General features: G+C 53.4%; 12 protein-coding genes. 8 read left to right on the top strand and 4 right to left on the bottom strand.

What is annotated here, in order from left to right:
* Window positions 1-32: 32 nt before the first annotated feature.
* Entirely contained in the window at window positions 33-1,445 is a 1,413-nt protein-coding gene (locus JBO43_RS01470; protein WP_202673557.1) for an MFS transporter, read from the bottom strand.
* Window positions 1,446-1,575: 130 nt separating this feature from the next.
* Between JBO43_RS01470 and JBO43_RS01465 the strand changes: the two genes are divergently transcribed.
* Complete coding sequence (locus JBO43_RS01465; RefSeq protein WP_202673556.1) at window positions 1,576-2,484, top strand: LysR family transcriptional regulator; 909 nt, start codon at window positions 1,576-1,578, stop codon at window positions 2,482-2,484.
* 94 nt (window positions 2,485-2,578) lie between these two features.
* The gene (locus tag JBO43_RS01460) at window positions 2,579-4,096 is read left to right on the top strand and encodes an alpha/beta hydrolase (RefSeq protein ID WP_202673555.1); all 1,518 of its coding nucleotides are present in this window, start codon (window positions 2,579-2,581) and stop codon (window positions 4,094-4,096) included.
* On the opposite strand, the gene JBO43_RS01455 is transcribed toward JBO43_RS01460, so the two are convergent.
* Entirely contained in the window at window positions 4,029-5,243 is a 1,215-nt protein-coding gene (locus JBO43_RS01455) for an MFS transporter (protein ID WP_202673554.1), read from the bottom strand. The genes JBO43_RS01460 and JBO43_RS01455 overlap by 68 nt on opposite strands.
* Before the next feature lie 87 nt (window positions 5,244-5,330).
* Here JBO43_RS01455 and JBO43_RS01450 point away from each other — a divergent pair, with 87 nt between their 5' ends.
* From JBO43_RS01450 to dsbG, 6 genes are all read left to right on the top strand, one after another.
* Window positions 5,331-5,795: a winged helix-turn-helix transcriptional regulator gene (locus JBO43_RS01450; RefSeq protein WP_103946260.1), complete on the top strand. Its 465-nt coding sequence runs from the start codon at window positions 5,331-5,333 to the stop codon at window positions 5,793-5,795.
* Between the two features lie 85 nt (window positions 5,796-5,880).
* Window positions 5,881-6,132: a type II toxin-antitoxin system RelB family anti-toxin gene (locus JBO43_RS01445; RefSeq protein ID WP_103946261.1), complete on the top strand. Its 252-nt coding sequence runs from the start codon at window positions 5,881-5,883 to the stop codon at window positions 6,130-6,132.
* On the top strand, window positions 6,133-7,440 hold the full coding sequence (locus tag JBO43_RS01440; RefSeq protein ID WP_103946262.1) for a type II toxin-antitoxin system HipA family toxin: 1,308 nt from the start codon (window positions 6,133-6,135) through the stop codon (window positions 7,438-7,440).
* Window positions 7,441-7,582: 142 nt separating this feature from the next.
* Window positions 7,583-8,797, top strand: a complete 1,215-nt coding sequence (locus tag JBO43_RS01435; protein ID WP_202673553.1) for a diguanylate phosphodiesterase — start codon at window positions 7,583-7,585, stop codon at window positions 8,795-8,797.
* 104 nt (window positions 8,798-8,901) lie between these two features.
* A complete protein-coding gene (locus tag JBO43_RS01430; protein ID WP_202673552.1) occupies window positions 8,902-10,110 on the top strand; it encodes a murein L,D-transpeptidase catalytic domain-containing protein in 1,209 nt (402 codons plus the stop codon).
* Window positions 10,111-10,193: 83 nt separating this feature from the next.
* Window positions 10,194-10,955 carry a thiol:disulfide interchange protein DsbG gene (gene dsbG / locus JBO43_RS01425; RefSeq protein ID WP_202673551.1) on the top strand — a complete coding sequence of 254 codons (762 nt, stop codon included), beginning with the start codon at window positions 10,194-10,196 and terminating at the stop codon, window positions 10,953-10,955.
* A gap of 6 nt (window positions 10,956-10,961) precedes the next feature.
* On the opposite strand, the gene JBO43_RS01420 is transcribed toward dsbG, so the two are convergent.
* A complete protein-coding gene (locus JBO43_RS01420) occupies window positions 10,962-12,269 on the bottom strand; it encodes a glycoside hydrolase family 10-like protein (RefSeq protein ID WP_103946264.1) in 1,308 nt (435 codons plus the stop codon).
* A 7-nt stretch (window positions 12,270-12,276) separates the two neighbouring features.
* Window positions 12,277-12,555: a VF530 family protein gene (locus tag JBO43_RS01415; protein WP_095282029.1), complete on the bottom strand. Its 279-nt coding sequence runs from the start codon at window positions 12,553-12,555 to the stop codon at window positions 12,277-12,279.
* Window positions 12,556-12,762: the final 207 nt, after the last annotated feature.

Genomic DNA, 12,762 nt, shown 5'->3' with positions numbered 1-12,762 from the left:
CGGCAGTTACGCCGCTGGCAATTGTGACGTTGTCACTTATTTCTGCGTAACCGACTCAAGCTTAATACTATCGCACACCCTGATGCGGCTACCGCCAGCCATAAACTGACTCTCACGGCCTGATCCTGCTCCACAATACTGTTTGCCGAAACCATCACGGCCAGCAAAACGCTGACTAAGGCCGCGCCCAGACACTGACCGAAGGTGCGCACAACTGCCAGCACGCCCGATGCGTATCCGCTCCACTCCCGCACTACGCTCGACAACATTTCACGATTATTCGGACTCTGGAAACACCCGAATCCCATGCCGCATATCAGGCTACGCAGGCCAATATCCCAGTGCGCCGCCGTGGCGGGCAAGGTTGCCAGCAGCATTAATCCGATGACAAAGAAAAGCAGGCCTGCCGTGGATATGATCGACGGAGAGTATTTGTCCGCCAGTTTTCCGGCCCAGGGCGCAACCAGTGCAATGCCCACTGGCCACGGCGTGAACAGCAGCGCGGAGGTAAACGCACTGTAGCCATAAACACGTTGAAACAGGAACGGCAGCGCGACGAACGTGACTCCCTGGCTGATAAAACAGGCCAGTGACGTGAGTGCCGCAAGGGAAAAACGTCCTGAATGAAAGATGGCTGGCGGAAGCAACGGTTTGTCCGCCTGACGAATGTGCAGGATAAACGCGATACCGCTGATGAGTGCCAGTCCAAACCAGTTGATGACCGACGCGCTAATAGCGTGGCTGGCGGCGTGTGGGCTGGCGAAACTGTTTGTCGCCATGATCGCCGCACCGAGCATAGTAGCGGACAGTAGCGCTCCTCTAAGATCAAACGTTTGACCGCTTAACACCGGTTTATGCGGTATGGCTTTTAAGCCCAGCATGAGCGCCAGCAGACCCGGTACAACGTTAATCGCGAACAGCCACTGCCAGCTCAAAGTGCTGAGCAGCAGGCCTCCCAGTACGGGAGCGACGGCAGTGCTGGAGGCGATCAGCAACGCATTCAGACCAAGAATGCGGCCTAACAAGCGCCCAGGAAACACCGAACGTAGTATGGCCGGCGCGATGCTTAAGGTGGCGGCTCCGCCGATCCCCTGCAAAATACGCATGCCAATCAGAATGTTGGCATCTGGTGAGAGCGCGCAGCCGAGCGAAGCCAGGGTGAAAAGACTCAGGCCGAAGATAAACACCGGTCTGAAGCCAATGCGCGTCGCCAGCGCCGCGAAGATAAGCAGCGTCATGGCGGCAGACAGCAGATAACCGTTGGCGAACCAGACCGCCAGCGGGGAGGCAACGTTTAACGCCTGCGCCATTTGCGGCAGGGCGATATTGACCATAGTACCGTCAAAAACGGCCATCAGGGTGGAGGTCATCACGGCGGCCATCACCAGCCCTCGCTCGCGGCCTGGCAAGCCTTCGTCCCCTGGTTTACCGGAAAAGAGTTCCATTGCGTGTATCTCATTAGCGAGTGTATTGATGCAAGAAACTCTATTCCTTCACCATCAGAGGCGGAAGACGCAGCATTGGTACTGTATAGTTGCATCAAACGCCTTATCTCTTGTTCACAGGAGTTCTCTGATGACCGATCCCGATTTTAATCTGCTGGTTGCGCTCGATGCGCTGCTGACAGAGGCCAGCGTGGCAGGTGCCGCACGCAGAATGAATGTGAGTACCTCTGCGATGAGCCGCACGCTGGGCCGGTTGCGGGAGGTGACGGGCGATCCGCTTCTGGTCCGGGCTGGCAGGAATATGGTGCTCACACCCTACGCGCAGGCCAGTCGGGACAGGGCGCGAAATACGGTGCTGGAAGCCAGGGCGGTACTGCAACCGTCCTCGATGTCACTTGATCTGGCCGAACTGGAGAGAGTCTTTGTCGTGCGTGCCAACGACGGTTTTATCGAAGCGTTCGGCCCGGCGCTGATTGCCGAGGTTTCCGAAGCGGCGCCTCAGGTGTGTTTGCGTTTTGCGGCCAAACCCGAGAAAAGCTCGCGCTCCCTGCGTGAAGGCCTGGTGGATCTTGAAATTGGCGTGCTCAGTAATATGGGACCGGAAATTCGTGTTCAGGCACTGTTTCGCGATCGCTTTGTCGGCGTGGTCCGACACGATCATCCACTGGCGGCACTCAATACCGTCAGCATCAGCGATTACATTGCCTGGGGACATGTGGTGGCTTCCCGCCGGGGTCAGTTGCAGGGGCCGGTGGACGAGGTGTTAGCCGAACGCGGCCTGACGCGTAAAATTGCCTGTGCGGTGCCGGGATTCCCTTCGGCACTGGCTGTTGCAGAGGCCTCTTCCCTGATTGCGCTGGTCCCCGCGTCATTTTTGCATCGCCCGCAAACCTCAGCCCAACTGCATGCCTTCGAGCTACCGTTTAAAATCCAGTCCATCACCGTTTCGCAAATGTGGCATCCACGACTGGAAATGGACCCGGCCCATCGCTGGCTGAGAAAAACGGTGTTAGCCGTTTGCCGGAAGATTCACGGTTAAGCCGGGCGGAATCAATGCTGGAACTTTACACTTTTGGCATCACGCGTTATCTCTTTTAAGATAGGCCCTCATTTTTGCTAAAAGAGAGACGGGAATGGCTAATCTGCCGTGGCGGATACGTGTGCGTTTGTGGGCGGTGATAAAGCGTGTCGTGGTGGTTTTAGGCATTGTGGCGATCGTACTGCTGTCAGTGAGAGTCTATAAGTCGCAAACCGGCCCGGCGCTACATCCCTGGCACACCTGGACGGCGCATGAGATGTCCGGGCAGGAGATTGATCGGGCCAGTTTCAGCGATTATCTGACGCGCGAAACAGCCATTTTCCACGATCTGCAAACGCAAGTGACCGATAAACTGGACGAATCAGACCAGACGCCGCTTAACCGCTATTATCGTCACAGCCCAATGTGGCCGGGTCAGTTTCCTGATGACGGTAACCGTTCATTTGTGCTGATGCCGCAGGGTAAACCGAAAGGGGCTGTGGTGCTGCTGCATGGTTTGACCGATTCCCCTTACAGCGTGCGCAGTATTGCCGTTGATTATCAGCAGCGCGGGTTTGTAGCGGTTGCGCCACGTTTACCCGGTCATGGCACCGCACCCGGCGCACTGACGAACGTCGACTGGGAAGAGTGGCTGGCCGTGGCGCGTCTTTCCGTTCGTGAAGCCACGCGTCTGGCGGGCAACGATGTGCCGTTGCATCTGGTGGGCTATTCCAACGGCGGGGCGCTGGCGATGAAATATGCCCTCGACGCCATTGACGATCCGCATCTTCGCAAACCCCAACAGCTGATCCTGCTGTCGCCGATGATCCGCGTCCACGCCTTCGCCCGTTTTGCCGGACTGGCAGGATTGCCCGCGCTGCTGCCGCCGTTTGCCAAAGCAGCATGGCTCAGCGTTCTGCCCGAATATAACCCGTTTAAATACAATTCGTTTCCGGTGAATGCCGCACGTCAGTCCTGGCAGCTGACGCAGGCTTTACAGAAGCAACTCAACGACGCGGCGCGGCAGAATAAACTGACGGCACTCCCGCCGGTACTGGCGTTCCAGTCCGTGATGGATTCCACCGTCAGCACGCGCGGCGTGGTTGATTCGCTGTTTAATTTATTGCCGAAGAACGGCAGTGAACTGGTGATCTTCGATATCAATCAGGCGAGCACGTTGCGCCCGCTGTTCAAACCGGGAACGTACGTGGCGGTTAACGCGCTACTCCCGCCTGCGCCTCGCCGTTTTGCCGTTACAGTGTTGACCAATGCGTCAGCGCAAACCTTAAATACCGTTGCCCGGACCACTGCTGCGGGGGCCGTGGATGAGACGGCCCAACCTTTAATCACGCCGTATCCGCGCGATCTCTATTCCTTATCGCACGTGGCGATCCCGTTCCCCCCGACGGACGATCTCTACGGCATAGAGCCGATAAATCCGCGCCGTTATGGCATTAATCTCGGTAATATTGCCCTGCGCGGTGAAACCTCCGTGCTGGTGGTCGGGATGGATTCTCTGATGCGCGTCACCTCGAACCCGTTTTACGCCTATATGCTGGAGAGAATTAATCAGCGGGTGGGATGTGCAGATTCCTGTCAACCAGCAACCAGTAAAGCAATGCTAGCCCGCTGATCGCCGCGCCGAGCGTACACACACCGGGCCAGGCGAAGTGTCCCCAGACCCAGGTAGTGAGCCATGCGCCGGTGGCGCTGCCAAGGGAGTAAAACACCATGTAGGCCGCCACCAGTCTGCTGGTGGCCTGCGGGCGTTTCGCAAAAATCAGACTTTGACTGGTGACATGAATGGCCTGCACGGCGAAATCCAGCACGATGATACCTGTCGTTAGGGCGATCAGTGACGATCCGCCCAGCGCAATGGCTCCCCACGACAGTACTAACAGCACTAACGCGACACCCGTAACGCGCTGTCCGAAACCGCGATCGGCCAATACGCCGGCTTTTCTGGCGGCCAGCGCACCGGCAATGCCCGCCAGGCCAAACATACCAATCTGCGCAGTGGTCAGGTTAAAGGGGGCAGTGCTCAGCGGGAAAACGACGGATGTCCACAGAACGCTAAAATTCATGAAAATCAGCAGCGCCAGCACACCCCGTGAGCGCAGTTCGGGTATTTCTCGCCACAGTGACCAGACAGAACCCATCAACTGTAGATATGCGCCGGGTTTCTGCGCTTGACGATCTTCAGGCGCAATACGGATAAACAGCAAAGCCATCAGAAGCATTGCGCCAGCGGAGAATTGAATCGCTACTCGCCAGTCCGCCCATTCAGCCAGAACTCCTGAGACCATACGCGCCAGTAAAATCCCCAGCACCACACCGCTGGTGACGGTACCGGTCACTTTCCCGCGGTTCGCCGGTAAGGACAGACTCGCGGCATACGCCACAATGATTTGCACCACCACAGCCATGAATCCGACCAGCCCCAGGGCACAGCTTAACCCGTAGAGAGAGGAGGCAAACGAGGAAACCGTCAGCAGCCCACTGCTGGCGAGGAGCATTCCGGCGACCAGGCGTTTACGATTAAACAAATCGCCCAAAGGCACCAGCAGCAGCAAACCAAGCGCGTAGCCAATTTGTGTGGCGGTAATGATGATGCCCATTTTGTCCGGCTTTTCGTGAAACGTGGCGGCGATTTGATCCAGTAGCGGTTGGGTCATGTAGACGTTAGCCACGGCAAAGGCGCAGAGCACGGCAAAAAGTAAAATCATCCACTCAGAGAGCGGTGTGATGTCGTCGTAGCTTTCAGTGCTGGTCAATTGCATTATCCTCTAAACTGGTTTTAAATAAAAACCAGTTGATCATTATGCTTTCTGGTTTTTATTTGCAACTAGTTTTTGAGTGCCAAGCCTATGACCTATGATGAAACCTTTGTAACGACGACGTGTCCGGTGGCGAGAACCGTAGATTTGCTGGGCGATCGTTGGATGTTGATGATCGTTCGCGATGCCTTTGACGGCATCAGCCGGTTCAGTGATTTTCAGAAAAATTTAGGCGTTGCTAAAAATGTGCTGGCGGCGCGTTTAAAAACGCTGGTAGAGGCGGGGATTTTCTCGCTGATTCCGGCAAGCGAAGGGGGCGCGTATAAAGCCTATCAGTTGACTGAAAAAGGCAAATCGCTGCTGCCTTTGATTGTCAGTCTGCGCCAGTGGGGCGAAGAGAATCTGTTTGCTGAAGGCGAAGCTCGCTCGCAGCTAGTGGATAGCGAGGGGCAGCCTGTCGCGAAGCTCATCATTACAGCGCAGGACGGAACCGCTCTCAAACCTGAACAGCTGCGGCGCATCAGCACAATATCCCCGCAAAGGGATAAACAGTAAATATCCCCTTGCGGGGATAATTTGATTTTATCCGCGATCGGGGATATTTTAAAATTATCCGCGATCGGGGATAAAAGAGGGCATCATGAAAATTACCACATCGACCATGCTGGCGAATGCCATTCGCGATCAGCGCAAAGCCCTGCAGCTCACGCAGGCGGATGCCGCTGAGCGCGTGGGTATGAAACAAACCACTGTCTCAGGCTTTGAGCAAAATCCGGATACCAGCAAGCTGGAAACGCTGTTTCGTCTGCTTTCAGCACTAGAACTGGAACTGCATGTCTTACCGCGCGGCGAGGCAGCAGATAAGGACAGCGGCTGGACTCAGGAGTGGTAAATGAAAAACAGTAAGCTCACCGTGGCGATGAATGGCACGGTGGTCGGCTCGCTTTATCGTAACGGAAAAGGGGCGATGTCCTGGCAATACGCACAGAGCTGGCTACAAACGCCCGGTGCGCGTGTGATTTCTCAATCATTGCCGCTCACACCTCGTCGCCAGGACGGTGAGGCGGTATATAACTTTTTCAGCAATTTGCTACCTGACTCGCAGGCGATTATTGCCCGCATGCAAATGCGGTTTAAAGTGGCGACCGATCATCCTTTTGATCTGCTGGCAAGCGTAGGGCGCGACTGCGTTGGGGCCATTCAGCTTTATCCCGACGACACTGACATGCCTTCGGTCACGCAGATATACGCCACGCCGCTTTCCGATGATGACATTGCGACGCTGCTCGAAGGTTACCGTAACGCCCCGCTGGGAATGACCGACGATCAGGATTTTAGAATTTCTATTGCCGGCGCACAGGAAAAAACGGCGCTGCTCTGGTATCAGGAACAGTGGCAAAGACCGCTTGGCAGCACGCCGACTAGCCATATCTTTAAACTGCCGATTGGCAAAATTGAGCAGAACAATATCGATCTCAGTGAAAGCTGCGAAAACGAGTGGCTCTGTTTGCAGATAGCCCGAGCGTTTGGATTTGCTGTCGCGAACGCCTCGTTAGCCACCTGGGCAGATAAAACGGTGCTGATTGTCGAGCGTTTTGACCGAAGATGGTCACGTGACGGAAGCTGGCTGATGCGTCTTCCGCAGGAAGATATGTGTCAGGCTCTGGGCTATTCACCCGCGCTGAAGTATGAGTCTCACGGTGGCCCCGGTATTGCGGAAATTATGACCTTACTGCTGGGCTCGCGCCGCGCATTGCACGACAGAGAGACGTTTTTCCGTACGCAGATTTTATACTGGTTGCTGGGTGCCATTGATGGCCATGCAAAAAACTATAGCGTGTTTATTGAGCCAGAATCGGCGTATGTCATGACGCCGCTGTACGATATTTTGTCGGCCTTTCCAATTCTGGGTGCGAAGGGGATTTCTGCCCAGAAGGCCAAAATGGCGATGGCGCTACAGGGTAAAAACCGTCAATACCATTGGGCGCAGATTCAGCCTCGTCATTTCCCCGCGACGGCTGAACGGGTAGGATTCTCGGCCTCGCGGGCGAAAGCGATGATGCGGGAAATAGGGGAACAGACACCTGAAGTGATCGCAAGTGTCAGTAAGATTTTACCCGCTGATTTTCCACCGCACATTAGCGAGGCCATTTTCCGTGGAATGGAGAAGCAAGCGGAAAGACTGCTTAGAGCGGAATAAACCGACGTTTACATTTACTTCACTTATGTTTCTACCAGAAAATCTGAAAACGTCTTAGGGAGGGAATATTATTAGTCGACGGCTATAAATTATGATAAACAATCGCTTATAGGCGTAATTATTATGACGGGACATACTTGCTGTGCTGACTACACTCATTTATCGAAGCCAGTTAAATTCATCCTGTGAACCATTCAAGCTCATTTCACTGGTTGAGCAAGCCAAAAAGCGTAATGCCGGACTGAATATTACCGGCATTTTGCTGTTCAACGGCGCCGAGTTTCTGCAAATCCTTGAGGGAGCAGAAGAGAGCGTGGTGAAGCTGTTCCATAAAATCCGCGATGACAAGCGCCATCACGGCGTGGTGGAATTACTGCGCGATTACGGTCCAAGACGACGCTTCGAAAACGTTGGTATGCTGCTGTTCGATCTGCAGGTAGACACGCCTAAATCCGTGCTGGATTCCGTGCTGCGCTACAGCAAACTTGAACGCTATCTTACGTCTGAGGATCGGGTGTTTAAATTCATCCAGACGTTTATCACGCGCAAAAAACTGCCGGGCGCCGGGGATATCTTCCGCCCTGATAACTGGAAACTGGAATCCGAACGCGCACCTTTTGGACGTGGCGTGGACGGTCTGATGACGAATCAGATTTGCCAGTTTGCCTTCCAGCCGATTGTTGAACCGTCAGAAGGGAAAATCACCTCGCTGGAAGCCCTGATCCGTGGCAATGACGGGGGGAGTCCGGAACACTTCTTTAACGCCATTGATCCGGCAAAACTGTATGAGATTGATCTTCAGACCAAAGCCTATGCCTTTGCGCTGGCCGATAAGATCGGTATCGGTAGCCATAAGATCGCCATTAATCTACTGCCAGGTTCACTGGTGAACGTGCCGGATGCGGTCGATTTTCTGCTGGAAAGCATCGCAAAACATCACCTGTTGCCGGAGCAAGTGGTGGTGGAAGTTACGGAAAACGAGATGATTTCTGGCTTTAAGCAGTTTAATAGTGCGATCAAACAACTGCGGGCGGCGGGAATCGGGCTGGCCATCGACGATTTCGGTTCGGGCTACGCGGGATTGTCACTACTGACCAAATTCCAGCCGGATAAAATCAAAATCGACAGGGAAATTGTCAGCGATATTCACCTGAGCGGCCCAAAGCAGGCGATTGTTAAATCCATCGTCAGTTGTTGTACCGATCTGGAAATTACGCTGGTGGCAGAAGGCATTGAAAAAATAGAAGAGTGGCACTGGCTGGAATCCGCCGGAATCAAACGCTTTCAGGGTTTTCTGTTTGCTCGCCCGCAGCTGAACGGGGTGGGTGATATTCACTGGCCACAGATAGCGCACTAACGTCAACTGTAATTCATGAAAATGTGCGATTACTTCCGGACATGAGCTCTGCTTGAATTCTCCTTACTATGTTTGCGTCACAAAACTGTGTAAAGGAGATAATCATGTCCTTATTTAACAACGATTTTTTGGCCAGTATTCGTAAAAATTTTCAGTCTTTAAATGATGAAAAAGAACTGGGTGGCACTAAGGCGATTGTCGAGGGTTTTGAAGCCTGGTCGAATAAATCCGACAAGCGGTGGCTGGCCTATATGTTGGCCACCGCATTTCATGAAACTAACGCCACCATGCAGCCGGTTAAAGAGGCTTACTGGCTTAGCGAAACGTGGCGCAAAAATCATCTCAGCTATTATCCTTATTACGGTCGCGGCTATGTCCAGCTTACGCATCGCGAGAATTATCAAAAAGCCGGTGACGCGATAGGCGTTAATTTGGTTGATCAACTTGATCGGGCTCTTGAACCCGATATTGCCGCCAACGTGATGTTTATCGGCATGGATAAGGGCTGGTTTCGTGGCGATAATCAGGGGCGTCATACGTTAAGCCGCTATTTCTCCGCAACGGCCAACGATCCCGTCGGGGCGCGCAATATCATTAACGGTAAAGAGACTAAGATCATTCACGGACAGCCGGTGACGGTTGCCGATATGATTGCGGGTTATTATACATTGTTCCTCGAAGCGCTCGGTGACGGGGCACAACAGGTGAATACTCAGACAGCAAACCTTGTTGCCAGTAGCACCATTTCGCCCGTCAGTAAGCGTTTTGCAGAGGAAGCGGCGATATTACTTCCCCTTGCCGAATCCCTTGATTTACGTTCTGCCATGCAAAAACTTCTCGATAAACGCGCTGAAAAATACCCCGCAAGTCATCCACGATATTGGGCGATTATTGATTTCGATAAAAAATCTGATACCCGGCGGTTGTTTATTTTTGATATGGAGGAGGGCAACGTCAGTGCATATCTTTGCGCACACGGTGAAGGTTCAGACCCCTCTAATTCGGGTTATGCCACGCTATTTTCGAATGTCGATGGTTCGCACATGTCCTCGCTGGGGGTCTATTTATGTTCTGAGACCTACTTCGGCAGCAATGGATATTCGATGCGTCTGGACGGGCTTGATGAGAGCAATAGCAATGCCCGTCAACGGTCTATTGTGATACATCCTTCGAACTACGTTTCCGATGAATTTGCGGCAGAAAATCATCGTGTGGGACGTAGCTACGGATGTCCGGCGGTGGATGCACAGTACAGTCAAAGCATTATTGAGCGGCTGAAACTCGGATCGTTATTGATGGCGTGGAAAAGTTAACGCGACAAAACCTTACACATCAGAATGTTGTAGATTAATCGTTATGGACTATGATCGAGGCGTCTAAACATTGTGGGTGTGATATGCGTAATCTTTTTTTCATCTCGACATGGTTTATCCCCGCGCTGGCCCTTGCTGCCAGCGATATTCCGCCGATCGTGAAGCATTTTGGCGAGCTGCAGGGCATTCAAAATATCAAGGAAATTGACGCGCCTGGTGGGGTTAAAAGCTGGATCGGCCAATATCAGGATATGGGCGTGACGCTGTTTATGACGCCAGACGGGAAACACGTTATTTCCGGTTATCTTTATGATGACAAAGGGAAAAATATCAGCGAAGAGTATTTTCAGAAAGAGATTTATATCCCGCTAGGCCGCCAGATGTGGGAGAACCTGAACAAAACGCACGCGTTGAAAGAGGGCGCAGAAACGGCTCCCCGGAAGGTGTTTGTTTTCGCCGATCCGTTCTGCCCGTACTGCAAAAAGTTCTGGGCTGAAGCACAGCCGTGGGTCACTGCCGGTAAAGTGCAATTGAATACGCTGCTGGTGGCATTTCTGAATCCGAAGAGCGGCCCGAATGCGACGGCGATCCTCAATGATGCCGATCCGGTCGCAGCCTGGAAGGAGTATGAGCTGTCAGGGGGCAAAACGCTGCCAGAGCTGAAAGGCGACTCATCACGAGAAACCTTCAATGTGCTCCAACAGCACCAGAAATTAATGGATGAGCTGGGCGCGAACGCGACGCCAGCCATCTATTATATGAATGAGAAGAACGAGTTGCAGCAGGTGGTTGGGATGCCCGATCAGAAGCAGTTGCTGGAGATGTTCGGACCCAAACCGGAGTAGCTGGGGTTATGAACCCCAGCGCGTTTTGATGTAGCTGACCGCTTCCTGCGCCTGCGGCTGGTTAAGATAGTCTTCCCTGAACAGGATGGTACCGTCGATGTGCGGTACCGATTCGTTCAAATCGATCTGCTTTTTCAGCTCCGGCACGCCGCCATTCACCGTCCAGTCAGGCTCATTCTTTGAAGACTCACCGACTTTATACAGCGCGACGCCAATGTACAGGCGCGTGTTGGTCGGCTTAACGACCTCCGCCCACCATTTTGCCAGCACGTCATAACGCGCGGCTTTGCGCGAAAACGGCCAGTAAACCTGTGGCGCGATGTAATCCAGCAGACCTTGCTGCACCCAAAGACGGGTGTCGGCAAAAGCTTCGTCATACGCTGCTGCACCCGAGGTTTCTGATCCCATAGGATCGTGTGAGCGATTTCGCCACACACCGGCTGGGCTGACGCCAAACTCCACGCCTGGACTGAGCTGTTTAATCGAGCGCGAAACTTGCGCTATCAGCTGTTGGGTATTGTGCCTGCGCCAGTCGGCTTTGGACGCAAACCCGGCGCCGTATTTTTGGAATGTCTGGCTGTCATTAAGCGTTGAGCCGGGCGTTTCCGTATAGAAATAGTCATCAAACTGCACACCATCGACCGGATAACGCGAAACCACTTCCGCCACGATGCTGGTAATCCAGTCTCTGGCTTCCGGGATGCCGGGGTCCAGCACGTAGCGGTCACTGGCAGTGCGAATCCAGTCGCGGTGCAAGACAAACACACTGGCCGGATTGAGCGAGATAGTGCGGTTAAGTTCCGCAACCGTTCCCGGTTTGGTGTTAGTCGTTACCCGGTAAGGATTAAACCATGCGTGAACTTTCATGCCGCGTTTGTGCGCTTCATCGAGCATAAACATCAGTGGGTCGTAGCCAGGATCTTGCCCGACATGTCCGGTCAGCGTGTCCGACCACGGCAAAATCTTTGAGGGCCACAGCGCTGTGCCGTCCGGTTTGACCTGGAAAAACACCGTGTTAATGCCGAGACTTTTCAGTTTATCGAGCTTATCGGTCAGTGCTTTTTGCTGCACGCTGTTGCGGGTAGCCGGATTACTGATATTGACAGAGGAAACAGGCGGCCAGTCGAGACGGGAAACCGTCGCCAGCCAGATGCCGCGCATCGGCCCCTGGTCTCTGTGCGATTTGTCGGGAAGCGGATGTTTGGTCACCGGTGGAAGCGGGGTGACTAACGATTTTGGCGGTTTGGACGCGCAGCTGGCGAGCAGCAGCGCGAGAAAAATGAGTGCGCCAGTACGTTTAACGTGTAAGGGCATCGTGATGTTAACTCTTTTTCAGTCGACTATTGGCCCAGGGGTCATTATCAAGATCTTCAGGTGCCGCGTCTTCCAGTGAGTCCAGATACAGCGCTTCGACTTCTGCACGCGCCCAGGGGGTACGGCGTAAAAACTTCAGACTTGATTTGACGCTGGGATCGCTTTTAAAACAGTTAATGTTGATCAGTTTGCCCAGTTGAGCCCAACCGTAACGTGCAACCAGTGCGTTGATTTGCATTTCAAGCGTTACGCCATGCAATGGATCTTTAGAATTGTGTGCTGCCATAGTGAAATCCGGTTTCTGCTGTGAGTCTTCAGGGGCAATCAAAGGGTACAAGAAAGTCGGGTTATCAGCAAACAATCTGGGGGTTTAGCCCATCGTTCAGATGAACCAGACCGGCGTATTAAAAGCTGTAGATAATATTGGGTAGATATAAGCTTATCTCGGCGACCCGCGAGATTTTATTGTGGATTGATCGATACAATGCTTACT

Source organism: Lelliottia jeotgali (assembly GCF_016771845.1).
In the GTDB taxonomy this organism is placed as follows: domain Bacteria; phylum Pseudomonadota; class Gammaproteobacteria; order Enterobacterales; family Enterobacteriaceae; genus Enterobacter; species Enterobacter jeotgali.
This window is presented reverse-complemented; position numbering and strand designations above follow the sequence as displayed.